We start from the raw sequence: 25,419 nt of genomic DNA, 5'->3' as shown, positions 1-25,419 counted from the left end.
GCGTTCAGCCGGAGTACACGCCGTTTCAAGATCGTCTTACCAGAGTTCCGCCTCGTGCCTACCTCACACTCGCGTGCCGGCGTCGCCTCTGCGTACGCCTTGGCTCTGACGCTTTCAGGACTGCTTGTCACCGGGACGGTGGCCGCTCAGCCCGCGGCCGCCGCGGACCCGGTCGGCTATCAGAACGTTCGGATCAACGAAGTCACCTCGTCGAACAACGACACGGTGGAGCTGTACAACACCGGCTCGACGGCAGTGAGTGTCAGCGGCTGGAAGATGTCCGACGACAGCTTCTCGCCGCAGTCGTTCAGCCCGTCCGCCGGCACGATCCCGGCGGGCGGCTTCGTCACCTTCAACTCGCCCAAGGGGCTGGGCGATGCGGACAAGCTGGTGATCTACACGTCCGGCGGCACGGTGGCCGACCGCGTCGAATGGGCGACCGGCAAGGCGAAGCCGGCGATGGCCCGTTGCGGCGGCGACGGCACCGGGGCGTGGGTGACCGCGACCTCCGCGTCCACGTTCGGCGCCGCGAACGCCTCGGGCTGCCCGTCGTCGATCCCGGCGGCGAGCCGGGTGCGGATCAACGAGGTCACCTCGAACGGCTCCGACACCGTGGAGCTGTACAACGGCGGAACGAGCGCGGTCGGCGTCGGATCGTGGAAGTACGTCGACAACGACACCTCCCACTCCGCGGCGTCGATCTCGTCCTCCTCGCCGAGCGCGAGCAGCATCCCCGCGGGCGGCTACATCACGTTCAACTCCACCATCGGCCTCGGTGACAACGACTCGGTCTTCCTCGTCGACAGCAGCGGCAACACCATCGACTCGGTGACCTGGACGACCGACGCCGCCGATCCGTCGGACGAACGCTGCGTCAACGGCACCGGCTGGTTCCGGACCGCCACGACCGCGACGCTCGGCAGCGCGAACTCCTGCTCGGGCGGCACCGGTGGCGGCGGCGGTTCGCCGACCGGCCAACTGCTGGGCGGCGGCGGCTCGCTGACCAGCGGCTGCGAGCCCGAGGCGCCCTCCGGCACGGGTTCCACCCCGACGGGCACCACGGCATGGCCGGGCGGGCTGGACGTCACGATCGTGGACAACGTCTGCGCGTTCACCACGTCCACCGGCCCGGAAGGCCGGGACCTGAGCGGCCTGGCGTTCGACCCGGCGAACCCGACGGTGCTGTGGGCCGCCAAGAACAAGAACTGGCTGTACAAGCTGGTCAAGAGCAACGGCAAGTGGATCCCGGACGCGACCTGGAGCGCGACCGGCAAGCAGATCCGCTTCGCGGGCGGCTCCGGCGAACCGGACTCCGAGGGCCTGACGGTCGGCGGCAACGGCCACATCTACGTGACCTCCGAGCGCGACAACGTCGACAACACGAAGCCCAAGGACACGATCCTGGAGTTCGACCCGGCCGCGACCGGATCGACTCTGACGCCGGTCCACCAGTGGGACATGACCTCGCAGTTCCCGCAGCTCGACACCGGTGACAAGGACGACGCCAACCTGGGCTTCGAGGGCGTCGGATACGTGCCGGACAGCTGGCTGACCGCGAACGGCTGGGTCGACCCGCTCACCGGCGCCGCCTACAACCCGGCGAACCACCCGCTGCACGGGTCGGGCCTGTTCTTCGCCGGCCTGGAGTGGGACGGCTCGCTGCACGTCTACGGTCTGAACTCCGACGGCACGTTCACCACGTTCGGCACGATCACGACCGGCAAGGCCTCCGTGATGGACGTGACGTTCGACGCCGGCACCCAGCGTCTCGTCGCGACCTGCGACAACACCTGCGGTGAGACCCACACCTTCATGAAGGTCAACGCCTCCGGCGCGATCGTGCCGGACGTGACCTACACCAACCCGGCCGTCATGCCGACCGACAACCTGGAGGGCTTCGCGATGGCGCCGACCTCCACCTGCGTCAACGGCTTCCGCGAAGCGGTCTGGAGCGACGACGGCGTCTACGGTTTCGGCTCCGCGAGCTCATCCTACGGACACGCCCTGTACAGCGGCACCTTCCCCTGCTGATCCTGCCGACCGCCGGAGAAGGCCTACCCACGGGGCCTCCTCCCAGGTAAGGCGCCCATGCCGTACGCAGTGATGAGGCTCCTGACAGACGGGGTGACGAGCAAGACCACCCGCCGACTGTCAGGAGCTTCTTCGTACCGGTCCCCGGACCGTCTCCAGCCTGCGGACGTCGGACGCGGCTCATGGTCCATCGCAGCGCGGCCCCATCCTCTTCGTCCTGAAGATCACGGACAATGCGCAAGAGTCCGATCCCTCCTGCAGCCCGTTCAGAGCCCGTTCAGGAAAGATGCTGGATCGCTGGGCACATCCCGCCTTACGGTGGCGCCATGAGCGATCACTCGGAAGCTCCTGTCGCGCCCGTCGAGGCCTATGAACCCCCCTACTACGTGGCTGTCTTCACCACGGTGCGAACCGAGGAGCAGAGCGGCTACAGCGAGACCAACGCGCGCATGGAAGACCTGGTGAAGGACGTTCCCGGGTTCCTGGGGATGGACCACGCGCAGACTCCTGGCGGGTTGGGAATCACCGTCGGGTACTTCCGCGACGCCGACGCCCTGACGGAGTGGCGGTGCAACGCCGAGCACCGCGCGGCGCAGAAGCGTGGGCAAGCCGAGTGGTACCAGAGCTACACGCTGCATGTGGCGAAAGTGGAGCGGAGCCACGGGTTCACGCGATAATTCACAGTCGCTCTCCGCGCCCGCGGTGATGGCCTCTGGGCCTGTCCCCGCAGCAGGTGATGATGGCCGGCCGCTCGTCCGGGTGCTCCCCGGTCAGCGGCGGCCGGCGGTCAGGATGACGAGGAACTGGCCGCCGCCCGCCTCGACGCCGGCGGTCACCGGCAGCCCCGGTGTCAGTCGGGAGAACCGGTCCACCAGCCAATCCGCCGCTTCCTGGGCGTCCTGCCTGGTCGGACAACGGCCCACCATCTCGCGGCCCCCCTTGCGTTCCAGCCTCGTGGCAACGGTGATCAGCGGCGCGGGCTCGACCACGTACAGGCGCTCCGGCCAGGCGATGACCACCTTGACCGCACCCTTGCGGCTGTTGCACCCGCGGTGCGCGAGCCGCTCGGCGACCTTGGCCTTCCGGTCGGCGGTCCGGCTGTCGACGCTGGGCCCCTGCGGGTCGTTCACCGACTTGTCGGGGTCGACCGGCTCGTCGCACACCCAGCAGCGCCAGCCGTCGCGCTCAGCTACATCATCAAGGAGACTCACCCGAGCAAACTAGCCTGCCCGGCCGCCACTCCGCGCACCGGGCCCCGGCAATCAGGTGAGTCGTGATCCCTCAGCTGTTTGATCCGTCCTGAGGATCCCGAGGCATCGACTGTGTCGTGCCGTGCTGGTGCTCACCGGGCACGGGAGAGCGGGCGCGAATTGCCGCAAGCAGGTTTTTGGTCCGCTGGCGGCACAGGCGTCACGCGTCGCCGACCTGCGTAAAACGTGGCCGTGTATGGCTCGTTGGAGCCGTCGGGCCGGGAATGGTCCGGATCTTGCCCTCGGCTACGGGCCTGGTCATCTGCCGAGGCCGCACCCCTCGGCTCGTGGACTGCTCCAAGCGGATATGTCGGCCCGCCCGGTGCTACGGCGAGGTGGGCAGGTGCGGGGAGCACGGGGAGCGGAGCTCGAGCAGGGTGATCTCGCTGGGGGGGGGAAGACGCGGAACGGCGGGCCCCAGAAGCCGGTGCCGCGGCTGGTGCAGAGGAGGGTGCGGGTGCCGTGGTGGCTGAGGCGGGCGAGGTGGCCGCGCACCATCGCGAGCGGCATACCGACCAGGCCGAGGGCTGACAGGGCGGTGCCGACCAGCGGCCAGTGCTGGCCGGTTTGCAGGAGCACGGGCAGGAGCACGGGCCGGCGTTCGCTCCGTCGCCGTGTGAGCGCTGACGTGGTCGCGTGACCCAGGCGGGCTCGGCCTTCCGCCGAGCCCGCCACGCCGGCTCCATGCCGGAGCCGGGCTCGTGTCACGCTGTCACCGCTGCAGTGTCAGCAGACCCGGACGGTAGGGCAGGAGGCCGTAGTCGCCGCCGGAGTTTGGGCTGCGCCCCTGGTAGAGCAACTGCAGATTGCAGGGATCGATGGTCATGGTCTGATCGGGGCTGGTGCGGATCAGTTCGCCATGGCTGATGTCGTTGGTCCACGTGGCGCCACTGTTGGCCTTGCCGGCGAAGGGATTGCTCTCGGTCGCGGCCTGGGGTGTCCATGAGCCGTTCAGACTGGTGGCCGTGAACGAGCGGAAGTAGCGGCCCTGGGAGCCGATCGCCTCGACGATCATCAGGTAGCGGTTCTGGCCCTGGAGCTTGTAGACCTGCGGGGCTTCGAACAGGTTGTTCGTCGTATCGCTCATGATCACTGTCGAGGTCGTGCCGAAGCTGCCCGGGAAGTTCCCGATCGGCATACTGGCCCGGTAGATCTTGCCGTTGTCACCGGCGAAGAACAGGTACATGTTCGTTCCGTCACCGATGAGTGTCTGGTCGATGGGGCCTGTTCCGGAGCCGGGGATACTTCCGGAGAAGAGCACCTGCTGGGCCGACCAGCCATTCGGGTTGGTGGGGTCGCTCGACGTCCGGTAGGAGAAGGCGGTCCCGCCCCACTGGTAGGCGAGCACCCAGATGTTCTTCGGCGCGAAGTAGAGGAGCGTGGGCGCGACGGTGGAAGCTGACATCGTGTTCTGGCCGGCCGAGGCCATCTCCGACCAATTGGTGAACAGGCCGAAGTTCATCGAACCCCAGCTCGTCCCCGTGTCGTGCGTCGTCGCATAGACGAGTTGCTTGCCGTTGTAAGGGACGACGGTGAAGTCCTTGAGCGAGACCCACCCCGGCTTGGGCTGCGCCAGCGCGCCCGTTGATGTCCAGCGGTAGGTCGACGGAAGATCGCACGGGCCGGAGGTGTCGCCCCCGACCTTGACGAGCTGCCACTGCTGGTTGGTGCCGCCCCAGTCGTCGTACTGGACGACGTTTGCGCTGTCGGCGGTGGAGGCGCCTTGCACTTCGAGAGCCTTGTTGCTGTGGCGCGAGATGAGCCTCACGTAGCCGTCCGAGCTGTCGGCCAGCCGCCACTGCTGGTTGGTGGCGTTCAGGTCGGTCCACTGGACGATCGCGCCGCCGTTCGCGGTGGACCAGTTGTAGACGTCCAGCACCTTGCCCGAGTGGCGGGACTTGATGCGGTAGTAGCCGCCCCCCGAATCGACGAACTGCCACTGCTGCTGGGTCTGATCGTTCCTGGACCACTGAGTGATGCGAGCGCCGTCGTCGGTCGCCAGGTTGTAGACGTCCAGGGCCTTGCCGCTGTTGCGGTTGACCAGCACATACGAGGCGTTGGGGTCTACGGTCGCGGCGTCGGCGGGCTGGGCGCCGAGGAAGGTGGCCACGAGCAGCAAGGGCGCAAGGACGGCGAGTAAGCGTCCTGGACGGACCGGGGACGGGCGGCGGAACCACATCAGAAAGCCTCCTTTGGGGACGGGTGAGGTGACCCCGATGAACCACGGAGCGGACGTGTCGGCGGACAGGGTCAACCTCGAAAGTTTCGAAGAATTCCCGGATGCTTCGACGCCACAAGCTAGGAATGTGGGGCTCTCCGGTCAAGGCCTGTCGCCGATCTGTCCACAAACAGAGCCTCCCCTTGGGCTGACAAGCTGTCGCGCCGACCCGAACCGCTCCGGAGTATGTGGATAGAGCTCGCCGGTCAAGGCGTCCGTGCAAAGGGGAGAAGCCGAGCAAGCAGCGTACGCACACTTGTCCCGGCCCCGGCCCTACGGCATCCGCCGACGGCGGCGCCGGGGGTTCGTCGTCCGCCTCGCCGGGATTCCGGAAGTTTCGGACGAGGGGCCGAAACTTATTCGGTGGGGAGTATTGACGACCATCGTCAAAACCTCAATCATCCCTGTCTGAGAACCTGACCATAGTTCGAGATATCGAACCATGTCGTCCCTGGGAAATCTGTGCTGCACGGCAGATCCACGCACAGCTGCACGACAGTTCCGCGCACAGCTGCACGGCCGATCCGGGCACCGAAGCACCTGCGCCACCCCGTCTTGTTCCTGTCGTGCTGCCCGGGTTCCGGCCCGCCCCGTCCATCTGTCGAGCGGGAGCGGACGACGCATTCCCCGCGCTTGGTCCTTCCGTGATTTCTACCTTGGAGGCACAGTCATGGGCTCGTATGCCCTTCCCGGACCCTTCGTCCGCCGGAAGATCCGCAGCCTGCTGTTGGCGCTGGTCGTCGGCGTACTCGGTGCGGCCGCCGTACTGGTCGCGCCGCCGACCGCACACGCCGCCGAGAACACGCTCGGCGCCGCGGCGGCGCAGAGCGGCCGCTACTTCGGCACCGCCATCGCCTCGGGCAGGCTGAGCGACTCGGCGTACACGACGATCGCGGGCCGTGAGTTCAACTCGGTGACGGCCGAGAACGAGATGAAGATCGACGCCACCGAACCGCAGCGGGGCCAGTTCAGCTTCACCGCCGGTGACCGTGTCTACAGCTGGGCGGTGCAGAACGGCAAGCAGGTGCGCGGCCACACCCTGGCCTGGCACTCCCAGCAGCCCGGCTGGATGCAGAGCCTCAGCGGCAGCACGCTGCGCCAGGCGATGATCGGCCACATCAACGGCGTGATGGCCCACTACAAGGGCAAGATCGCCCAGTGGGACGTCGTGAACGAGGCCTTCGCCGACGGCAGTTCGGGAGCCCGGCGCGACTCCAACCTGCAACGCACAGGCAACGACTGGATCGAGGTCGCCTTCCGCACCGCGCGCGCCGCCGATCCGGCCGCCAAGCTCTGCTACAACGACTACAACGTAGAGGACTGGACCTGGGCCAAGACCCAGGCCATGTACGCCATGGTCCGAGACTTCAAGCAGCGCGGCGTGCCGATCGACTGCGTCGGCTTCCAGTCGCACTTCAACAGCGGCAGCCCCTACAACAGCAACTTCCGTACCACCCTGCAGAACTTCGCCGCCCTCGGAGTCGACGTGGCCATCACCGAACTCGATATCCAGGGCGCCCCAGCCACGACCTACGCCAACGTGACCAACGACTGCCTGGCCGTCCCGCGCTGCCTCGGCATCACCGTCTGGGGTGTGCGCGACACCGACTCCTGGCGATCGGAGCAAACGCCGCTGCTGTTCAACGGCGACGGGAGCAAGAAGCCCGCCTACACCGCCGTCCTCAACGCACTCAACGGCGGCACCTCCACGCCCCCTTCGGATTCCGGACCGATCAAGGGTGTCGGGTCGGGCCGCTACATGGACGTGCCCAGCAGCAGTACCACCGACGGCACCCAGCTCCAACTGTGGGACTGCAACAACGGCACCAACCAGCAGTGGACGTACACCGCCGCCGGTGAGCTCAGGGTCTACGGCAACAAGTGCCTGGACGCCGGAGGCACCGGCAACGGAACCAAAGTCCAGATCTACAGCTGCTGGGGCGCCGACAACCAGAAATGGCGCCTCAACTCCGACGGATCCATCGTCGGCGTCCAGTCCGGCCTCTGCCTCGACGCCGTCGCGGGCGGCACCGTCAACGGCACCCTGATCCAGCTCTACTCCTGCTCGAACGGCAGCAACCAACGATGGACCCGCACCTGATGGGACCTGCCGCAAACGAAAGGGATGAGTCGATGAAGACCTACGGTGCGGCTTCCCCCGCCCCTCCACGAAAACATCGCTGGTGATCCCGTGTCGCCGCCGTGGTGGCGGCGACCCTCGCGATCGGCATGCTCGCCGCGGTGACTCCGGCGCCCGCCGAGGCGGCGACGGTGGACACCAATGCCTGGTATGTCCTGGCCAATCGCAACAGCGGCAAAGCGCTGGACGTCTCTGGCGCGTCCACCGCCGACGGCGCGCGGGCCGGCCAGTGGACGCGCAACGACGGAGCCAACCAGCAGTGGCAGTTCGTGGACTCCGGCGACGGCTTCTACCGCCTCAAGGCCAGGCGTTCGGACAAGGTTCTCGACGTGGCCGGCGCCTCGACCGCAGACGGTGCCGCGATGTTCCAGTGACACGCCCGCACCACTGAGTGGAGTCAGGACGATCCTGGCTCCACTCCGTCGAGGCCTGTCCCGGATTGAAGGATGGAGAGGTCGGACTTGCGCCAGACGTGGGCGTCAGCCTCGTTCTCCGGCGCCGGCCGGGCTGATGCGATGACGGGCGGGTATCGGCATCGATGTTCTTCGGGCTGTAGGAAACAGGAAGGTTCTTCGTCTGCTGGTGTGTTGGCCTGCCCGGTGCTACGGCGAGGTGGGCAGGTGTGGGGAGCGGAGTACGAGCAGGGTGATCTCGCTGGGGGCGAAGACGCGGAAGGGCGGGCCCCAGAAGCCGGTGCCGCGGCTGGTGTAGAGGAGGGTGCGGGGGCCGTGGTGGCTGAGGCCGGCGACGGCCGGCTGGTCGATGCGGACCAGGTGGTGGAAGGGCCAGATCTGGCCGCCGTGGGTGTGGCCGGAGAGCTGGAGGTCGATGCCGGCGGCCGCTGCCCGGTCGATGAACTTGGGCTGGTGTGCCAGGAGCAGGACAGGCAGGTCCGGGTCGGCGCCGTTCAAGGCTCCGGCGAGGTGGGCGCGGTGGCCCGGCAGGCCGGAGGATTCGGCGGTGACGTCGTCCACGCCGGCGACCACGAGGGTGTCGCCTCCGCGTTCGAGCAGGAGATGGCGGTTGCGCAGCGGTTCCCAGCCCAGCTCGTCCATCAGGTCGACCCAGCCCTGGGCCTCGCTGTAGTACTCGTGGTTGCCGGTGACGTACACACGGGCCCGGGTGGCCCGCACGGTTCCGAGTGGGGCGGCCTGGGCGCGGCGGCGTTCGGCCGTGCCGTCGGCGATGTCGCCGGCGTGGCAGACCAGGTCGGCTTCCAGGGTGTTGACCGTCTCGCACACCCGGGCCGACCAGCGGGCGCGATCGAGCGGGCCGTAGTGGGTGTCGGTGATGAGGGCGACGCGGGTGCCGTCCAACCCGGCTCCCAGCCGCGGGAGTTGCACGTCGAGTCGGCGTACGCGCGGCACGCGGCGGGCCTCGGCGTAACCCCAGGCGAGCAGCACGGCGGCTGTGCCGAGGACGGCCCACGTGACGATTCGGGCCCGGTCCTGACTCTCGCCGACGCCGGCCACGGTCAGGACGAGCCGCAAGAAGATGCCGAGCAGCACGGACCAGGTGAACAGAACCCAGCTCGTGCCCAGCAGGGTGTCACCGACGATCGCCGCCCGGTCCTGCTGGCGTCGGCCGTGGCCGCGCATCATCGCGAGCGGCATACCGGCGAGGCCGAGGACGAACAGGGCGGTGCCGACGAGCGCGACGGGCAGGGGCCAGTGCTGGCCGGTGTACAGGAGCACCCAGCAGGGCACGGCCCACAGAAGCACGGGGGCGATCAGGGGGATGTAGCGCATCAGGCGGTGCAGTCGGCTCTGCCGCGGAGCTCGCGCTTCGCTGTCGGCGGATCGGGTGTTGCTGGTGTCGGTCACGCTTCCCCTCTCTGACCGGGCTGCCGTCTCGCGCACTGTATCCGGTCGCCCTCGGGCCGACCGGACCGGCGTTCAGGGGTGCGGCCCCTTGGAGCGAAGGGCCCTTTCGGGGGATGGCAAGCCGCCCTCGCGGGCCCCGGGTACGGTCGCCTACCGCCTACCGCCTACCGCCTACCGCCTACCGCCTACCGCCTACCGCCTACCGCCTACCGGCTGCTGGGTCAGCGGCACCCCACCAACTGCAGCCCGGACCTGTGTGTCAGTGCCCTCGCGTAGCGTGCATGCCGAAGGCGTGGGCGGTGACCTGCGCGGATGGGTGGGGGACGGAATGAGTGAGCGGATCGAGTGGCCGGCAGGGCGTGACAAGGAGGCCGCGCTGATCATCAGGACCGACTACGAGGATGAGCAAGCGTGGTCGGCCGTGAAAGCGGAGCTGCTGACGACCTGGGGCGAGGAGGACGACTTCGAGCCGTACGTCCATGTCGTCGACGCTCCGCAGTGGGCGGGTATCACACCCGCTCAGGCACTCTCCGAGGCTTCCGCGCACGCAGAGGGCCGCGGCGTCGCCTACCTCGCCGACCGCGTCTCCATGCGGGACACCCCTGTCACGCTGCTCGCGTTGTCCCTGCTGACCAGGGATCAGTGCGAGAGCGACGAGGAGTTCGAGGCGTACGGCGGCGCGTTCCGCGTGGTCCCGCACGGGATCCACGAGATGAACGCGAACCTGATGATCGCCAACCTGGACTTCGGCGATTTCGCGGACGTGGCCAGGGCTGATCCCAAGGGCGTCTTCCGAGGGTTTGCCGGCTGAACTACTCGGCCGCGCCCGGCCTCCAGGAGCGGCGAGCGAGGCCGACAACCACTCGGCTTCCGTCTCCTGGCCGTCATAGCCGTTGGCCGTCATGACAGTCCTGCCGTGTAGCCGGAGCGTGGAGAGTGCGCGTAGGTCGATGTGCTCGCGGATGTTCATGAGCGAGTGTCAGGTCCATCATCGCTGTTCGGAGGCGGTTTCGGTAGGACCCAGCGCACGTCCGTTCGACCTTGTGGCAGGCGGTGTCGCGCGTCAGACTCGTCGTCATCCACTCTCCGGCCAACGTGTCGGCAGCCTCTACCGGCTGCCGGCGCGTCCGCCGTGCTGTCTCGCCGTGTGACGTGCACCGGCCGGGGGGTGGCGGGACGAAGGGGGATCGATGGATCAGGACATGGTGGTGCTGGCGCGGGTCAGGCTGCTCAGTGCCAACCGGCGGGTGGTGCGCGGTGCGGAGGGGCTGTGGATCTACCGCGTTTTGGCACGGGTCGAGCCGGAGGCGTACGGGTCGAAGCTGGCGTACGTCTTGGTGGAGGCGAGCGCGTCGCCCCTGGTACGGGAGTTGCCCGAGCGACGGCTGGCCCTGTTGGACGAGGCTGTGGAGGTGGCCAAGGCCCTCGATACGGCGAACCCCTATCGGGAGAAGATGCTGGTGAGGGCCCTGGTCGCCAGGCAGCGGGAGTTGGAGGGTCACCCGGCGGAGCCGCTCGCGTCTGACGAGGGGGAGGATCGGGCGGCCCTCCAGGAAGAGCCGCAGGGACACCCGTGACCCTGCGGGTGCTGGGCGTCGGCTCCCTGGACGGCGACGAAGGTGAATGCCCGGTGCAGACGGAGAAGGCCTGAGACAGCGGGGGCCGACGACCGCGCAGGATTCGTCGGCGCCCGCTGACCCGGCTACCGAGGCCCAGGTGGACCTGGCCACCAACCACGTGGCGGGCAGCCGTGCGATGCCGGTGGGCGCCCACCGGCTGACCACGGCCGCCCGCGCCGACCGGGTGGTGGGGATGGCCTGACCCCGGGCCGCCGAGGACGGGATCGCACCGTCCGGGCGGTCGGGCGTGGGGTGCGTCGCGTCCTGGTTGCGCGCGGCGACCCACGTCTCCCGGCGTTTCACGGCCCGTGCGGCAGCCGGGTCCCGATCGAGGACGGCGATGCCGGGTCCAGACCGAGGACGGCGATGCCGGGTCCTTCGCGCACCGTCCCCGTCAGCAGCCCCCAGGTTCGTGCGTGACCCGCTCGTGCGCGCGGTGCGGTCGATGTGCTTTACCGGCCCGGTCGGACACGCGGATCAGCGCAGTCCGGCGAAGAGATCGTTCTCGGGTACGGCCGCGCCGGTGGTGTCCTGGACGCGTACGAAGGTCTCCGTGCCCATGAACTCGCCGAACCTCTCCTTGCCCATTTTGAGGAAGAAGATGTTCTCGCCCTGACTGGCGTGCGCGGCCAACGAGTCGAACTTCTGACCGCTGAACGCAGTGGTGTCCACCCACGTGGTGATCTCATCGTCGGGGAGGCCGATCTTTGCCATCGCGGCGGCCTCGGCAGGGTCCGGCTCCGGCATGTCCTCATGGAACTCGCGCATGAGCTCGCCGAACCGCTGCATCATCGAACGGGGCATCGTGGTCCAGTACACCTTCGGCGCCAGCCCCGTCATCTCCAGCGCCGCCATCGTGATGCGGTGGGCCTGGATGTGATCAGGGTGGCCGTAGAAGCCGTTCTCGTCGTAGGTGACGACCACATCGGGTCGGTAGTGCCGCATGAGTTCCGCGAGCCGGGCCGCGCCCTCCTGCACGGGGGTCTGCCAGAAGGATCCGGGAGCGTCGTTGCTCGGCCAGCCCATCATCCCGGAGTCGGCATAGCCCAGCATTTCCAGATCGCCGACCTTCAGGACGTCACAGCTCGCCTCGAGTTCTTCCTGGCGCATCAAGGCCACCGCCGCCGGATCGTGCCCGGGATCGCCGGGCTTGACACCCCCCGGTCCGTCACCGCAACCGCCGTCGGTACAGGTCACGAGAACCGTGCGGATGCCTTCCGCCGCATACCGCGCGAGGACCCCTCCGGTTCCGGTGGCCTCGTCGTCGGGATGGGCGTGTACAGCCATGAGCGTCAAGGGCCGGTCAGTCATGAAGCAGTCCTCCAGAAGAAATACGTCTTGGTCCGAGCGCGCGGCGGGCGTACCGCGATCCCGGGGCCCGGATCCTGGCGGGGCGGACGACCGTGTGGTCTCCGTTTTCCCCGCGCGTGCGGTGCCGGTCCCTCGGTCGATGCAACCGTGTCGACCGGACCGGGTGTTCCCGGCGCGGCCGCCTTTCCCGTGCAGCCGACGCCACCACCCTTCCCAACACGCAGCGACAGACCGCCGACGCCTTCGGAGCGGCCCCGGCCGGAACACTCACGGCGGCAGACCGGGTTCGTCAGTCCTTCTCCGGTGGCGGACCCTGCCGCATCGCGTACCAAGGGTTGGTTCCCGGTTCGATTCGGTGCCGGGCCTGCCGCGGATCGACGTACATGCGCACCCGTTCTGTCACCGCCGACCACGAGGTCAGCCGGCCGGGACAGGTCAGAGGCCGCCGGTGTTGAGGAGTCGGTTGGGGGTGTCGGAGCGGACGCCGCGCACGACACCGGGGGTGGCCGTGTGGTCGAGCCAGACGTGGACCGCGTTGGCCGTGGCATGGGGGTGTGCGGACAGGTAGAGCGCGATCACGCCGGTCGCATGCGGCGCGGCCCAGGACGTGGCGCCGACGTTCTCCGTGAACGTACCGCCGCCGGCGAGGGCGGCGGTCACCTTCTGGCCGGGGGCGTACAGGTCCACGCACCGTCCGTACCCGGAGCCGTAGGAGCCGCCGTCGCTCCACACGCGGTCGTTCGAGGTGGAGGCCGCCACCACGATGGTGCCGGGGACACCGGCCGGGGAGTGCTTGCAGGCGTCGTCATGGAAGTTGCCTGCCGACACCACCGTCGGGATCCCCGCGTCGACCATCTTCTTCACGGCGGACTCCAGAGCCGGCGACCGGTGGTCGAGGTTGAGCGACATATTCACCACCGCGGGCTTCTGCGCATGCGCGGTGACCCACTTGACCGAGTTCACCAAGGCCGCCTCGGCCGCCGCCGGGGAGCCGCCGCCCCCGCTCTCGCACAGGATGCCCTGGACCCGTACGAGCTCTGCCTTGGGCGCTACCCCGTACTTCGCGCCGCCGATGATGCCCGCGACGAACGTGCCGTGGCCGGTGCCTTCCTCACTGAAGCAGTCACCGGAGTCCTTCGGGCCCACGAAGTCGGCGCCGAGGTGAGCGCGTCCGCCGAACTCCTTGTGTGCGATGTCCATCCCGGTGTCGATCACATAGACGTGAACACCCTTGCCCGTGGCGGTGGTGGTGAACTTGCCGTTCAGGGGCCGCGACCGCTGGTCCAGGATGTCCAGGTTCCACGGCACGCGCCGTGTGACGGGCGGTGCCGCGGCCTGCGCGACCCCGGACAGCTTCCCCACGGCGCCGGGAGTTGTCGTCACCGAGCCGGACGACACCCCGTCCTCGGCCGACACCCCGGCCTCCCGGTTCCCGTGCGAGGAGCGCGTCTCGGCGCTCTGCCCCGCCGCAGCGCCGGACTCCCCGCCGCAGGCCGAGACCCCGAGCATCGTCACCATGGCCACCACCATGAGACCGGCCCTCGTCACGTTCCGAGTCACAACGTCCCCCACATCCCGCTTTTGCACACAGTCAGCGCACAAGACGACCACGGAGGGCGGGCGGTTCCGGCGGGGCGAGGGGGACTGTTCCCGCCCTGGACACACTCCTGCCTTACCCCGCACCAGCAAAGGGAGTCGCCGGACACCAGCTCTGCCGCTCCTGCAGGCGTTTGCGGCCAGCCGTGCGCGGTCGACTGCCACAGCTGGCGGTCAGCCTCGGCGATGGTGCCGTAGTGGTCGACGAACATCGCCATGGGGTCCGCGTTGTCGGGTTCCCTCACCAACGACGATCCCACGGTGAGCTGACCGCAGACACGCCGTAGCGCAGGACACGGACCCCGTGCCGCCTTTCCGGGCCGGAGCGAGGCCGTGCCGCGATTTCATCGGTCTGTCGACCCGTTGTGGCAGGACACGTAACCCGGGATGTGCAGGGCGGGCGATCGCGGATCTACCGGGCACGCCCGCCCGACGCCCGTCTCCTCGGACCGAGTCCCCGGCCGCGAGCACACCGGGAGCCGGCCCCGCGGGCGGCGGCACCGTCCCCGTCCCGGCACGGCCCCTCGGCGTGTCGGCGGCGTTCGGTTCCGGTCGGGCGGTACAGGTTGCGGGCGGGGTCCGTGCCGGACGGAGGAGAGCGGGAGTCGGGTGTGACGATGGTCGGACTGTTCTGGATCACTTCGGACGCGGTGTACGTGGGGTCGCCGCCGACCCCCGTCGGGGGTGCTGTCCGGCTGACCGCCGACGGGCTGGAAGCCCTGGACCCCGACGGCTCACGGACGTGGACGTGGGCGGACCTGCGTTCCGTGGTCGTCGAGGACGTGCCCATCGAGAACCCGTCGGGCCGCGCGGCGAAACTCCTCGGCTCGGTGGTCGCGGCCGCGGTCGGCGCCTTCGTCGGCGAGGGGCCGACCGCGATGACGCTGCGGCTGGAAACGGGGTACGGGCCGCAGCAGATGACGGTGTATTCGGCGGCGGCCGGAGGCTACGGCGCCCAGGAGGCAGCGCTCTCCCAGGACCTGCTCGCCCGCTTCGTGGCGGGAACCGCGGACGTGCGAGCCCTCGAAGCCTGGGGCTGTGAGCACGGCCAGGAGGCGACACCGAAGCCGCACGCGCGGGAGACCCTGCTCCAGACCTGGACGCGGGCCTGAACCGACCCGCCGCCGCCCCACGGCCTCGCCTGCCACGGTAGTGCCGGCCTCGTCGGCCACGGCCGTCCCACGGCCTCGCCGGCCGCGGCCCGCGAGGCGGCCGAGGTCTCCTGACGCACCGGCAGGGGCGTTGCGCGGGAGGGCCTGCCGACACCGGGTCGCTGCGGTGCTCGGCCGCCGGCGCGGGCATGACGGTCACCCCGTGAGTGGTGAAGACTGGACAGATGCCTCACGACCCCGGCGGACTCCTGTTCGTAGCGCTCGGTCTCCTGCTTGTCGCCGCCGGCTGCGTCTGGAAGGGGAGTGTCCTGCGCCCCCTGTCGGTGGAACGGGCCCGGGCGGCCGTGACCCGGGACCGTTCCAGGAGCCTGCTGCGTTCCGCGGACATGGCGATCGCCGAAGCGCGCCGCCGGGCCGCACGCGGTGAACCGGCGATCGTCACGGTCGGGGACGTGACCAGGGTGGCGTGCCGGCACTACGGGCACGTCTTCGTGGAGCGCGAAGAGGCGGCCGCCGCCCTGCGCCGGCGCTATGAGTCCGCCGGCTGCCGGGCGGACTGCATGACCGACGCTTTCGACTGACTGCGCCCCGCCGCCGTACCCGTGAAGGCCGTCCGGCGCCTTCATGACCGCCTTCATGACCGCCTTCACGACCCTGATACTCGCTGATGTGATTAGTCACTTTCTTGAGTATGATGCGGTGGCGGACCAGGGAAGGCGGACGGCTCATGCCCAGCGGTGAATACGTGCGCTACGTCGCCCTCGGCGACAGCCAGACCGAAGGGCTGGGCGACGGGGACGACACCGTCGGCCTGCGCGGCTTCGCCGACCGGTTCGCCGAGCACCTCGCAGCCCTCAACCCCGGGCTTCGGTACGCCAATCTGGCCGTACGCGGACGCACCGCCGGCCAGATCCGCGCCGAACAGCTCGGGCCTGCCCTGGCCCTGCGCCCCGACCTGGCCACCGTCGTCGCCGGGGTCAACGACCTGCTCCGGCCCCGGTACGACGCCGCGGAGGTGGCCGGGCAGGTGGAAGAGATGTTCGCCGCGCTCACGGATGCCGGGACCCAGGTGGTGACCCTGACCTTCCCCGACGTCGGAAAGATCGCACCCCTGGCCCGGCCCGTCAGGTCCCGCGTGGTCGACCTCAACACCCGTATCCGCGCCGCGGCCGCCCGGCACGGGGTCGCGGTCGCCGAAACCGGCCGGCAGGCCGTCACCACCGACCCGCGGATGTGGACCGCCGACCGCCTCCACGCAAGCCCCCTGGGCCACGAACGGATCGCCGCGGCCCTCGCCCAGGCCGTCCACCTGCCCGGAAGCGACGACACCTGGACGCTTCCCCTCCCGCCGCACAGGGTTCCCGCGGGCCGGCACGCCGCAGCAGCCGAACTGCGCTGGGCCGCCGGATACCTCGGCCCCTGGCTCGTACGCCGTCTGCGCGGTCGGTCCTCCGGCGACGGCCGCACCGCGAAACGCCCCCGGCTCCTGCCCGTGAGCGCCACGCCCGGCACCGGTCAGGGGAAGCCGGCCTAGGGCCGGCCCCGGCCCCGGGCGCTCTCCTGCCGGACGGCCCGCCGGGGCGCGGTCATGGACGAGGCCGGGGTGCCCGTACGACGGCGGGCATCCCGGCGCGCGATGCGGCCGGGATGCCCGGGGACCGGCCTCAGGAGGTGGTGGCGCCGAGGCGGTGGATGGTGATGGGGACCGTGGTGCGGTTTCCGGTGCTGTCGATGCCGAAGCGCCCGGTGGCGGCGGGGACGGCGCCGTCGGTGAGGGCGTAGAGGTGGTTGAGGACGGCGTACCGGTTGGGGCGTGGGGTGGTGGGGGTGGTGGCGTTGCGGACGGCGGTGGTGGCGGTGAGGACGGCGTCGTGGGCCAGGACGGGCCAGTAGCCGCGGGTGGCGTGGCCGGCGGGGAACTTCTGCCCGTGGTGCTCGCCGGTGAAGGCCTCGAGGAACTTCTCGTACAGGTTGTGGTCGCTGTTGCCGGGGTCGCGCAGTCTCGTGGCGCTGGGCAGGGAGGCGTACAGGACGGCGATGGGCGCCTCGCCCTCCTGGTTCAGGGCGGTGAGCGTCTTGGGATCCAGGGCCGCCGTGTCGGACCCTGAGACGACGGTGATGGGCAGGCGGTGGCAGCTGCGCCGGCTGAGGGCCTGGAGGAAGTCGGGCAGGTACTTCTCGCGGGCCGCGAAGTACACGGTGTCGATGGGGCGCCCGGCGTTGCAGAGGTTCTGGCCGATGGTGTCCAGGATCGAGTCCGCTCCGCCGCGGGGGTCGAAGAGGAAGTCCGCCGCGGGGTCGAGATGCTTCTTCAGCCCGCTGACCGTGCGGAAGTCCTGGTAGAGGGAGTCGGTGTAGAAGTCGCGGGTTCCGTTCGGGGTCACGCCGGTGCGCACCAGCGCGGCGGTGCGCGTGTCGCCGTCCAGTTCCGCGCCGAGCGCCTTGAGCTGGGCGGCGTTGGTCAGGGTGACGCGGACCAGCCCGTTGATGCGTTCCGGCGCGGTCTTCGGGCTGTCGATGGCGCCGGTGGTGTCGAATCCGTCGGCGGTGATGAGGTCGGCGACCATGGGGATGTCCTTCTTGCTGAGCGCGCGGGCGGCGTCGACGGACTCCTGCTGGCTCAGCCCCATGCCCGTGACGGCGACCAGGTTCTGGACCTTGTCCAGCGCGGCGACGGTGTCCTTCCAGTGCACTTCGCCGCTGCCCATGTTGGCCAGCACCAGACGGATCTTCAGCGGACCGTCGTCGGTGTTGGCCCGTTCGACGGCCGTGTAGGCGCCCTCGACCTCCCCGACGAACTGGTCGAGCGTCAGGTCCTTGGCCTTGCCGGCCTTGCCCACCGAGGTCAGCGGCGCGAGGAACGCGATGGTGACGTACTGGCCGGCGCGGGTCGCCCGGTTGTTCTCCGCGCCGATGGCCGTCAGCACCGGCTCCAGGGCCGAGCCGAACACGTCGGAGCGCTCGCTCCCGTCGGTCACTCCCGTGCATTCCCCGCCGGCCTCGGTCACAAGCGCCGGGTTCAGGGTCCCGCAGTGCTCCTTGCGGAACTCCTCCTGCCGCTGCCTCTCCTCTTCCAGCTGCTTGCCGTGCCGCACGTTCTGATCGTGCTGGTCGAAGGCGTACACGCCGGTGCCCGCGGCCGTGAGCGCGAGGACGGCGCAGACCGCCGCGGCGGCGCGGTGCCGCGCGAGGCCGGCACGCCATGCCTTCCACCGGCCGCCGTCCGCAGGCGGGGTGACGGCCCGGGACTCCGCCGGCGGCTTGCCGGGGTATGCGGCCGACGGAGAGGGAACCGGCGGCGGGGTGACGGCCGGGGGAGGGGAGGGGGCAGGGACCGGGGCAGGGGGCGCGGCCGCGGCGTCGGGGCCACCGGCGGCCGGGGACACCGCGGCCAGTTCCCGCCAGGCCTGCTGCCAGGGCCCGCGCTGCGCCTCGTTCAGACCGCACGCGGCCAGGAAGTCGGCGACGAACTCCCACTCCGGCAGCCTGTCCCGCGACAGCACATTGGAGACGGTGGCCGGCGGCAGCCTCTTGCCCTGCCGCTGGCTGGCCTGCTCGAGGTGGGCGAGCGACACGCCGAGCCGGGTGCGCAGCCTCGTCAGTTCCTCACGGAACTGCTGCTGGCTGCCGATCCGCGGCGGCGCGGTGTCGTGCTCCGCCCGCCTGCCGGGCACCTGATCGAACACCATCAGACACCTCCCGCGGCGAGGGCCGTCAGGATGCCGGGCGCACCGGCCGGGGACTGCCGCCGGAGGCGAGGACGATATCGATGCAGCATGAGCGGATTCCTGTCTTCCCGGGCGCGGCGCCGATGCGCCGCCTGGAGCACCCCGTGCCCGGTTACCGGCCGGAACGCGAGGGTGCGGGATTCCCCGTTCCTGTATTCGACGACGTTCCGCGGTATGGCTGTTTCGCGAGCGGAACTCGATAAGGGGCGAGGAATGTCCTGCCGGATCAGCATTCCGCTTTTCCGTTATCCGCCGACGGGTATTCCGATTTATTTCTGAATTCTTCGGTCCGTGTCGCATGCCGACCGGCTTTTTGTCGCGGCCGTCGGCGCACCCGGCCGCAGCGCCGGCCCTCGATCCCGACCCGCACCACTGTGACCTGCGCATACGGTGTTCCGAAGCCTCGGCGTCCCTTCCGAAGGCTCCCGAAGAGGCGAACGATCTTGTGGTGACGGCGGTTCGGTGCTGAGCTGGGAGACGGCGGCCCGGCCGCACCCCGTGGCAACTGTCCTGTCTTCCTGGGATCGGCAGCACGACCCATCGGGGAACGAGGGGGTTCCTGTTACCGGCGGGGACCCCCTCCGCATGTTCTTGCTTGCGGCGCGCGACAGGACGAGACCCCGAATGCAATCGCCGTCCGTGCGCGCGGCGCGGCCGCGGCCTGGGGACCGTCCGCAAAAGCGCCTGGCCGGCGCGGATTTCCGGTCCCGCCCAAGCGCTGGGCCGTTGAGCGGCCGGTGCACAGCCCCGTGGCAGACGACAGGCGCCTGCACCGCGTCAGGAGTTCCGGACGGCGCCCAGGAACCGCTCGACCTCGCTTCGCAGGTCCGGCGAGAGGCCGGAGAGGCCGCCGACGACGGAAGCCAGCTGCCTTGCGGAGTCCGGGTAGACGCTCCAGACCGCCGAGGCCCTGGTCAGGACCGCACGCAGCAGGTCACCCTCGCCCATGTGGCCTTCGGCCGTCGGGTTGTCACCGAGCACCTCCACCGCGAGCGGAAGAAGCACCGACAGCCCGATGTCCTGCCTGATCAGCAGGCGCAGGTCCTCAACGGTCAGCGTCCCGACCGGCCGGCTCCGCAGGGCGTGCGCCGTCGCGACGAGCCGGGTGGCGTCGGGCGGGGGCGCCCCCCCAGCGATCACGTTCGAGCTCCTCGAGCGACCGCCTGCGGTCGATGGAAACAGTCACCAGGTGATCCTCTCGCAGATGCGAGATCTCAGACGCGGTCTGAAAGCGCCTCGGGACGGTCGGTGTCGCCGTGCCAGGTGGGCCAGCCGAGCAGGCGGGGACGCTCTGTCACCCAGGCCCGGGTGTCCGTGCCGATCTCGGTGTCGATGAGGTCCTCCAGCCGGGCCCGGTAGCGGTCGACGAGGTCGCGGTGGGCCGGGTCGGCGGCCAGGTTCCGCATCTCCGCGGGATCCTGCTCGCGGTCGTAGAGGACGACGTCGTTGTTCTCCAGCAGCGCCTCGGTGCTGGAGGGGCGGTTGGGGTTCAGCGGGGAGAAGTAGCGGCCGAAGGTGTAGCGGGCGTCGGTGTAGCCCCGCAGGAAGCCGCGCTTGTTCCAGTCCGGGCGCAGGTCGCCGGAGGCGATGCGCCGGGGGGCCTGGGGGTCGGCGAACTCGAACCAGAACGAGGCGTCCAGGGTGGTGATCGACTCGACGGCGGTCAGGACCCCGTCGCGCACGGGCTGTCCGTGCAGCACGGGCATCAGCGACCGGCCCTTCAGTCCCGGGTGGAGGTCGGCGGTCCGGGCGGTCTCGAGTCCGGCGATGGACAGCAGGGTGGGCGCGAGGTCGACGGCGGACGCGAGGGCATCGGTCGTGGAGCCGCCGGGGACGTCGGGGTGGGTGATCATGAAAGGGACGTGGAAGTTCTCGTCGTAGGCGAGGTTGCCCTTCTGGCGCAGGCCGTGGGAGCCGGCCATCTCGCCGTGGTCGGAGGTGAAGACGACCACGGTGCGGTCCGCCTGGCCGGACGCTTCCAGGGCGTCGAGCACGAACTCGACGCTGCGGTCCACGTCGCGGATGGCGTTGAGGTAGAAGTTCAGGCCGTCGTACCAGCGCTGGTCGTCGGCGACGGGACCGAAGACGGTGTCGAGCATCCGCGCGTACTCCGCGACGGCGGGTGCGGCGCCGGAAAGATCGTCGTGCAGGCTGGCGGGCAGGTCGAAGTTCCAGCGGCGCCGGTAGACGGGGATGTCCGCCGCGGCCCGGGCGACGACGGCGTGGGCGAGCCCGAACGGGAGCTGGACCTGGGGGCTGCCGCCGTAGTCGAAGCTCATGATGTCGTGCGGGTTGACGAAGTTGACGGCCATGAACCAGGGCTTGTCCCGAGCGACGACCGGCGCCCGGTTGCGCAGCCAGCGCACGGCCTGTCCGGCGATGACCGGGTCCAGCTTCAGTCCGGCCCACGCGCCGCCGTCGATGTCGCCCCAGTCGTTGAACTCGCTGAACCCGTACGGTTCCAGCGCGTCGGTGGTGGGGCCGGGGTTCTCCGGCGTGACGTACGCGTTGGAGAGGTGCCACTTGCCCTGGTAGGAGGTGTGGTAGCCGGCGGACCGCAGCATCGTCCCGAGCGTGCCCAGCGCGGGGTCGAGCGGACGGATGTACGGCATGTTGTCGTTGTCGTAGATCTCGGTGAGGGGCAGGTGCTGCCCGGTGTAGAGGACCGACCGGGCCGAACTGCACATCGCCGAGGCGGTGTAGTAGCGCTCGAAGCTGGTCCCGCGGGCGGCGATCCGCTCCCGCGCGGGCAGGCGGAACCCCTGCGGCCGGGGGAGGGAGAAACGCTCCTCGTCGGTGACGATCAGCAAGATGTTGGGACTACCGGTCATGACCTGCCCTTTCGCTCGCCACGCGCCGCCTGGGGACCGTGCGGATCGTGGCCGTCTGCGCGCGGACCGCTCTGTGCTCCGAATCTAGGTCGCCGTCCGCGGACACCCCGTCAGGGCGCGGCCGGACACCCGCCGGACGGGTGACCGGCACCGGGGAGGAGGAGGGGGGCCGGCACCGGAACGTGGCCCCGCGTGCAGCGGCGGATGCCTTGGCGGTGCGGCCGGTGCACCGAAAGCACCCGTCGTCGTACCCGCTGAGCCGCGGACCGCGGGGGAACGGCCACCGGGCCGGTGACCGCGTCCGACGGCCGCCCGCACCGTCTCTCGCCCGGAGTACGGGCTGCTCAAGGCGGTGCACCGGGGCGCCGATGCATGTCACAGGAGTGTTGTGGGCGAGATGAGGGGCAGGTTTCTGTGACGTCTGTTTCGGTGCCGCGGTCGGGCATGACCACCCTGGACACGGTGGCGGTCGCGGTCGAGGAACTGCGGGCCGGGCGGCCTGTGATCGTCGTGGACGACGCGGACCGTGAGGACGAGGGCGACCTCGTCATGGCGGCCGAGTTCGCGACCGCCGAGGCGCTGGCCTTCTTCGTGCGCTGGACCGGCGGTCTGATCTGTGCGCCGATGGCGCCGGAGGTCGCCGACCGGCTGGAGCTGCCGCTGATGGTGCCGTGTCCTCCCGGCGCGGACACGACCGCGTACACGGTCTCGGTGGACGCCGTCGGGGTCGGCTCCGGGATCTCGGCCGCGGACCGGGCGCTGACCGTACGGACGCTGGCCGATCCCGCCGCCGGTCCGGAGCGGGTGATCCGTCCCGGGCATGTGCTGCCGCTGCGGGCCCGCGCCGGAGGGATCGCCGAGCGGCGCGGTCACACCGAGGCGACGGTCGATCTGCTGCGCCTCGCCGGGCTGTCCCCGGTCGGCGTGATCAGCGAGGTGTGCGAGGACGACGGCTCCCTCGCGCGCTCCGGCAGGCTGCGGGCCTTCGCGGACGAACACCGGCTGACACTGGTCTCGATCGAGCAGCTGTCGCAGCGGCTGGGGCTTACGGCCCCGGCCCAGGTGTGACGCCGGTGCACCGGGCGACGGTCTTCGACCTGGACGACACCCTGGTCGACAGCGGCGCGGCGTGGGGGCGGGTGTGCGCCGCCTTCACCGCCCGCCACGGACACCGCTGGCGGGCCGAGGACGACACCGCGCTGCACGGCAACGGCGGCTGGCCCTCCTATGTCGCCGGACTGTGCGACGGCGCGGTGAGCACCGCCGAGGTCATCGACCGGTGCACGGCGGCGATGGCGAAGGAGTGCGCCGCGGGCCGGGTCCCGGCGCTGCCCGGGGCACTGGACCTCGTCCGCGAGGCCGAACGGCACGGTCTTGTCGCCGTGGCCACGGCCAGCCCGCGCCGCTACGTCCTGGCGGTCCTGAAGGAGCTGGGCCTGGCAGCACGCTTGCGGACGGTCGTCTGCGGCGAGGACGTCACCCGCGGCAAACCCGCCCCGGACGCCTACCTGCGCGCCGTCGCCGGGCTCGGTCTCCCGCCCGGCGACTGCGTGGCCGTGGAGGACTCACCGAACGGAATCCGGGCCGCGGCCGCCGCGGGCCTGCGCGTCCTCGCCGTCCCCCGTGCGGGCATGACGCTTCCCGCCGACGTGGCCCGCCTGTCCACGGCCCGGGCCCGCACCGCCACCGACGCGCTTCCCCTGCTGACCCGCCTGCACACCCAGACGCCGTCCCTGGCCTGATCCACCCGTCCTCCGGGGAGCCAGGTCGCCGCCCTGCGGGTCGTCAGGAGTTCAGTGGCGGCCCGGGGCCAGTACCCCGTGCGGGTCCATGGCGTGTCCGAGCAGATCGCGGAGCACCGTGTCCGGCCCCGGACCCCTTGCCGTCAGGGGGTGGTCGATGTCCGTGCGGTAGACGGCGAAGCCTTCGCGGGCGAAGGCCTCGTGCAGCCGGTCGAGGGTGCGGTGGGCGTCCCGTACCGCTGTGGGGTTCTCGGGAGGGAACCCGAGGGTGACGACGTGGTCCAGGGCTTCGGAGTCGAGCACGTTCATCGTGATCCCCGGCGCTGTCGTCGCTCCCGCGAGGCACTCGCGGGTCAGCGCGGCCGCCCGGCGCACCGCTGTGCCCTCGAAGGGCACGATGGGCAGGAACAGCAGCAGTCCGCGGGCCCGGTCCAGGCAGTGCGCGCAGTGGCCGGTCTTGCGCAGGAAGAGCGTGTCGTGCGGGTCGGCGTCGCCCGCGTAGGCCTGCTGCACCCATCGGTCGGCGGCCTTGTCCGGGCCGAGGACGAGCCCCGTCTGCGGGTTCTGCAGCCGGCCGGCGATGATCTCTGCCGTTGCCTGCACGAGGTCCTGGTCCCCGGCGAGGCAGACGTGGGCGAGGTACCGGCCCGGTGTCCCGTAGGTCCGGGCGGCCACCGGGTCGTAGATCTTCGCGTTCGCGGGGATCAGGCCCTGCTCGGTCCACCTGCGCAGGGTGTCCACCCCGCGTTCCGGTCCCCGCTCCTCCAGGAGCAGCGGCAGTACGCGGACGGCGGCCGGGCGGGGCAGGAGGCGGACGGCCGCGGCGGTGACGACCGCCCAGGCGGACTGGGTGAACAGATGGTTCAGGGAGGGGCCCCGTCCGTGCGGGCGCACCACCGTGCCCGCGGCCCCCGGCCACCAGCCCGTGCGGGCGGTCGTGCCGTCGGCGAGGACGAGCTCGAGGCCGGCCAGGTCCTCCGTGCGTCCGCGCTGCAGACCGACGCCCCGCTCCAGCAGGCCGCCGATCACCGCCGTCTGCTGGGAGGCGCCGGTGAGATTGACGATCCGGGAGGTCCCTGCGAGATGAGCGGCGAGCCGGCCCTGGGTGACGCCCGGCTCCACGATCGCGTACCCACGACGGACATCGGTCTCCCGGATCCGGTCCAGTCCCGAGAGGTCCAGCACGGTGGCGCCGTCGCGAACCGGAGTGCGCGAGCCGAGCCCCCAGTTCCGGCCGGTCGAGACAGGGTGCAGCGCGCAGTCGCCGGCCCCGGCCGCCCGCACCGCCGCCACCACCTGCGCGACGGTCGTGGGCCGGAGCACCCCGGCCACGTCGCGGGTCCTGAACCGTCCCGCCTCCACACCGGACCCCGGCTGCGGCGGGACCGTGTCCCCGCGGCCGTCTTCGGCGGCGGGGACGCAGGACGCGCACGCCGCGGTGGCGGGCAGCGCGGGCGGGCGCGCCTGCGGCATGTCCCGCGCGACGGTGGCACACGGCTTGTCCGTGACGCGGCTGCCGGGGTCGGGCTCGGGGGAGGGCACCGGGGTCTCCTGGATCGTGACGAAAGGCGTGCACCCGCCCGCCCGCCCGCGGGAGGGCGTGAGGGTGGGAGGGCGGACGGGACGGGGCTCGGGCAAGGACGACGCACGCACGGGAAGGGGCAGCCGGAGCCTGGCCGGTTCCGTCTGCCGAGCCGCCCTCCCGGTCCGTACGCCGAGCCGTGTGTCCGGCTGTTCGGCGTACGAGGACCGGTCCGGGACGAGGGTCAGCGCTCGCGGTCCTGCCCGGGCACGAGCTGCCGCAGCCGCTGATCGGCGAGTTTGCGCGCCGCCACGACACCGCTCTCGGGCGCCGCGCCGTCCTCGGCCTCCGCGCGCGACCCGGCATGCTCGGCCTGCGGGAGCGGTACGGCCGTCCGTGCGCGCGAGTGCGGCGCCGCGGGCTCCCGGCCGGGGGGGGGGGGGGGCCCGCCCGGGCCGCGGGGGGGGCGGGGGTCGCGGGGGGGTGGGGTGACGGG

The 25,419-nt window shown here is 70.7% G+C and carries 19 protein-coding genes and 3 pseudogenes; 11 read left to right on the top strand and 11 right to left on the bottom strand.

Annotated elements, in window-relative coordinates; translation table 11 throughout:
* The first annotated feature begins 138 nt into the window (after nucleotides 1-138).
* Together ABT070_RS39765 and ABT070_RS39760 are read left to right on the top strand one after the other, a co-directional pair.
* A complete protein-coding gene (locus ABT070_RS39765; protein ID WP_351767815.1) occupies nucleotides 139-2,031 on the top strand; it encodes a lamin tail domain-containing protein in 1,893 nt (630 codons plus the stop codon).
* A 326-nt stretch (nucleotides 2,032-2,357) separates the two neighbouring features.
* Nucleotides 2,358-2,708, top strand: a complete 351-nt coding sequence (locus ABT070_RS39760) for an antibiotic biosynthesis monooxygenase family protein (protein WP_351767814.1) — start codon at nucleotides 2,358-2,360, stop codon at nucleotides 2,706-2,708.
* 93 nt (nucleotides 2,709-2,801) lie between these two features.
* Here ABT070_RS39760 and ABT070_RS39755 read toward each other — a convergent pair whose 3' ends face one another.
* The 3 genes and pseudogenes from ABT070_RS39755 to ABT070_RS39745 all read right to left on the bottom strand — a co-directional run bounded on the left by ABT070_RS39755 (nucleotide 2,802) and on the right by ABT070_RS39745 (nucleotide 5,460).
* Nucleotides 2,802-3,242 carry a hypothetical protein gene (locus ABT070_RS39755; protein WP_351767813.1) on the bottom strand — a complete coding sequence of 147 codons (441 nt, stop codon included), beginning with the start codon at nucleotides 3,240-3,242 and terminating at the stop codon, nucleotides 2,802-2,804.
* Between the two features lie 364 nt (nucleotides 3,243-3,606).
* Nucleotides 3,607-3,764: pseudogene (locus ABT070_RS39750) on the bottom strand (metallophosphoesterase); the annotation flags it as partial.
* A 229-nt stretch (nucleotides 3,765-3,993) separates the two neighbouring features.
* Nucleotides 3,994-5,460, bottom strand: a complete 1,467-nt coding sequence (locus tag ABT070_RS39745) for a non-reducing end alpha-L-arabinofuranosidase family hydrolase (protein WP_351767812.1) — start codon at nucleotides 5,458-5,460, stop codon at nucleotides 3,994-3,996.
* 709 nt (nucleotides 5,461-6,169) lie between these two features.
* On the opposite strand from ABT070_RS39745, the gene ABT070_RS39740 reads away from it, so the two are divergent.
* Nucleotides 6,170-7,600, top strand: coding sequence for an endo-1,4-beta-xylanase (locus ABT070_RS39740; RefSeq protein ID WP_351767811.1), 1,431 nt, complete (start codon nucleotides 6,170-6,172; stop codon nucleotides 7,598-7,600).
* A 101-nt stretch (nucleotides 7,601-7,701) separates the two neighbouring features.
* Nucleotides 7,702-8,010: pseudogene (locus ABT070_RS39735) on the top strand (RICIN domain-containing protein); the annotation flags it as partial.
* An 80-nt stretch (nucleotides 8,011-8,090) separates the two neighbouring features.
* Here ABT070_RS39735 and ABT070_RS39730 read toward each other — a convergent pair.
* Both ABT070_RS39730 and ABT070_RS39725 read right to left on the bottom strand, forming a co-directional pair.
* Nucleotides 8,091-8,179, bottom strand: a pseudogene (locus ABT070_RS39730) (IS5/IS1182 family transposase); the annotation flags it as partial.
* Nucleotides 8,180-8,241: 62 nt separating this feature from the next.
* Nucleotides 8,242-9,462 carry a metallophosphoesterase gene (locus ABT070_RS39725; RefSeq protein ID WP_351767809.1) on the bottom strand — a complete coding sequence of 407 codons (1,221 nt, stop codon included), beginning with the start codon at nucleotides 9,460-9,462 and terminating at the stop codon, nucleotides 8,242-8,244.
* A gap of 328 nt (nucleotides 9,463-9,790) precedes the next feature.
* On the opposite strand from ABT070_RS39725, the gene ABT070_RS39720 reads away from it, so the two are divergent.
* Nucleotides 9,791-10,273, top strand: a complete 483-nt coding sequence (locus ABT070_RS39720) for a DUF6924 domain-containing protein (protein ID WP_351767808.1) — start codon at nucleotides 9,791-9,793, stop codon at nucleotides 10,271-10,273.
* Nucleotides 10,274-10,652: 379 nt separating this feature from the next.
* Nucleotides 10,653-11,039, top strand: coding sequence for a hypothetical protein (locus ABT070_RS39715; protein WP_351767807.1), 387 nt, complete (start codon nucleotides 10,653-10,655; stop codon nucleotides 11,037-11,039).
* Between the two features lie 519 nt (nucleotides 11,040-11,558).
* On the opposite strand, the gene ABT070_RS39710 is transcribed toward ABT070_RS39715, so the two are convergent.
* The gene (locus tag ABT070_RS39710) at nucleotides 11,559-12,392 is read right to left on the bottom strand and encodes a PIG-L family deacetylase (RefSeq protein ID WP_351767806.1); all 834 of its coding nucleotides are present in this window, start codon (nucleotides 12,390-12,392) and stop codon (nucleotides 11,559-11,561) included.
* Between the two features lie 435 nt (nucleotides 12,393-12,827).
* Nucleotides 12,828-13,940, bottom strand: a complete 1,113-nt coding sequence (locus ABT070_RS39705) for a S8 family peptidase (protein WP_351767805.1) — start codon at nucleotides 13,938-13,940, stop codon at nucleotides 12,828-12,830.
* 659 nt (nucleotides 13,941-14,599) lie between these two features.
* On the opposite strand from ABT070_RS39705, the gene ABT070_RS39700 reads away from it, so the two are divergent.
* The 3 genes from ABT070_RS39700 to ABT070_RS39690 all read left to right on the top strand — a co-directional run bounded on the left by ABT070_RS39700 (nucleotide 14,600) and on the right by ABT070_RS39690 (nucleotide 16,634).
* Nucleotides 14,600-15,100 carry a hypothetical protein gene (locus ABT070_RS39700; RefSeq protein WP_351767804.1) on the top strand — a complete coding sequence of 167 codons (501 nt, stop codon included), beginning with the start codon at nucleotides 14,600-14,602 and terminating at the stop codon, nucleotides 15,098-15,100.
* A 224-nt stretch (nucleotides 15,101-15,324) separates the two neighbouring features.
* Nucleotides 15,325-15,681, top strand: coding sequence for a hypothetical protein (locus ABT070_RS39695; protein ID WP_351767803.1), 357 nt, complete (start codon nucleotides 15,325-15,327; stop codon nucleotides 15,679-15,681).
* 146 nt (nucleotides 15,682-15,827) lie between these two features.
* Nucleotides 15,828-16,634 (top strand): SGNH/GDSL hydrolase family protein, encoded by an 807-nt coding sequence (locus ABT070_RS39690; protein WP_351767802.1) that lies wholly within the window; start codon nucleotides 15,828-15,830, stop codon nucleotides 16,632-16,634.
* Between the two features lie 130 nt (nucleotides 16,635-16,764).
* Here ABT070_RS39690 and ABT070_RS39685 read toward each other — a convergent pair whose 3' ends face one another.
* The 3 genes from ABT070_RS39685 to ABT070_RS39675 form a co-directional block, all read right to left on the bottom strand.
* Nucleotides 16,765-18,789 carry a helix-turn-helix domain-containing protein gene (locus ABT070_RS39685; protein WP_351767801.1) on the bottom strand — a complete coding sequence of 675 codons (2,025 nt, stop codon included), beginning with the start codon at nucleotides 18,787-18,789 and terminating at the stop codon, nucleotides 16,765-16,767.
* An 816-nt stretch (nucleotides 18,790-19,605) separates the two neighbouring features.
* Nucleotides 19,606-19,968, bottom strand: coding sequence for a contact-dependent growth inhibition system immunity protein (locus ABT070_RS39680; RefSeq protein ID WP_351767800.1), 363 nt, complete (start codon nucleotides 19,966-19,968; stop codon nucleotides 19,606-19,608).
* Between the two features lie 74 nt (nucleotides 19,969-20,042).
* Complete coding sequence (locus tag ABT070_RS39675; RefSeq protein ID WP_351767799.1) at nucleotides 20,043-21,659, bottom strand: sulfatase family protein; 1,617 nt, start codon at nucleotides 21,657-21,659, stop codon at nucleotides 20,043-20,045.
* Nucleotides 21,660-22,103: 444 nt separating this feature from the next.
* On the opposite strand from ABT070_RS39675, the gene ribB reads away from it, so the two are divergent.
* Both ribB and ABT070_RS39665 read left to right on the top strand, forming a co-directional pair.
* The gene (gene ribB / locus ABT070_RS39670) at nucleotides 22,104-22,727 is read left to right on the top strand and encodes a 3,4-dihydroxy-2-butanone-4-phosphate synthase (RefSeq protein WP_351767798.1); all 624 of its coding nucleotides are present in this window, start codon (nucleotides 22,104-22,106) and stop codon (nucleotides 22,725-22,727) included.
* 5 nt (nucleotides 22,728-22,732) lie between these two features.
* Nucleotides 22,733-23,401: an HAD family hydrolase gene (locus ABT070_RS39665; protein ID WP_351767797.1), complete on the top strand. Its 669-nt coding sequence runs from the start codon at nucleotides 22,733-22,735 to the stop codon at nucleotides 23,399-23,401.
* A 51-nt stretch (nucleotides 23,402-23,452) separates the two neighbouring features.
* Here the strand turns inward: ABT070_RS39665 and ABT070_RS39660 are convergent, their stop codons facing one another.
* Nucleotides 23,453-24,943, bottom strand: coding sequence for an FAD-binding oxidoreductase (locus tag ABT070_RS39660; RefSeq protein ID WP_351767796.1), 1,491 nt, complete (start codon nucleotides 24,941-24,943; stop codon nucleotides 23,453-23,455).
* Between the last annotated feature and the right edge of the window lie 476 nt (nucleotides 24,944-25,419).

Origin of the sequence: Streptomyces sp. NPDC002884, assembly GCF_040295245.1 — a bacterium.
GTDB lineage: Bacteria > Actinomycetota > Actinomycetes > Streptomycetales > Streptomycetaceae > Streptomyces.
The sequence above is the reverse complement of the archived record's forward strand: the minus strand, read 5'-3'. Positions and strand labels throughout refer to the sequence as shown.

Excerpts from the sequence above, each read along its gene's own strand:
- ABT070_RS39715 (WP_351767807.1), top strand. The coding sequence starts at position 10,653 with ATGGATCAGGACATGGTGGTGCTGGCGCGGGTCAGGCTGCTCAGTGCC.
- ABT070_RS39745 (WP_351767812.1), bottom strand. The coding sequence starts at position 5,460 with ATGTGGTTCCGCCGCCCGTCCCCGGTCCGTCCAGGACGCTTACTCGCC.
- ABT070_RS39695 (WP_351767803.1), top strand. The coding sequence starts at position 15,325 with ATGCCTCACGACCCCGGCGGACTCCTGTTCGTAGCGCTCGGTCTCCTG.
- ABT070_RS39720 (WP_351767808.1), top strand. The coding sequence starts at position 9,791 with ATGAGTGAGCGGATCGAGTGGCCGGCAGGGCGTGACAAGGAGGCCGCG.
- ABT070_RS39710 (WP_351767806.1), bottom strand. The coding sequence starts at position 12,392 with ATGACTGACCGGCCCTTGACGCTCATGGCTGTACACGCCCATCCCGAC.
- ABT070_RS39740 (WP_351767811.1), top strand. The coding sequence starts at position 6,170 with ATGGGCTCGTATGCCCTTCCCGGACCCTTCGTCCGCCGGAAGATCCGC.
- ABT070_RS39675 (WP_351767799.1), bottom strand. The coding sequence starts at position 21,659 with ATGACCGGTAGTCCCAACATCTTGCTGATCGTCACCGACGAGGAGCGT.
- ABT070_RS39760 (WP_351767814.1), top strand. The coding sequence starts at position 2,358 with ATGAGCGATCACTCGGAAGCTCCTGTCGCGCCCGTCGAGGCCTATGAA.
- ABT070_RS39690 (WP_351767802.1), top strand. The coding sequence starts at position 15,828 with ATGCCCAGCGGTGAATACGTGCGCTACGTCGCCCTCGGCGACAGCCAG.
- ribB (WP_351767798.1), top strand. The coding sequence starts at position 22,104 with ATGACCACCCTGGACACGGTGGCGGTCGCGGTCGAGGAACTGCGGGCC.
- ABT070_RS39685 (WP_351767801.1), bottom strand. The coding sequence starts at position 18,789 with ATGGTGTTCGATCAGGTGCCCGGCAGGCGGGCGGAGCACGACACCGCG.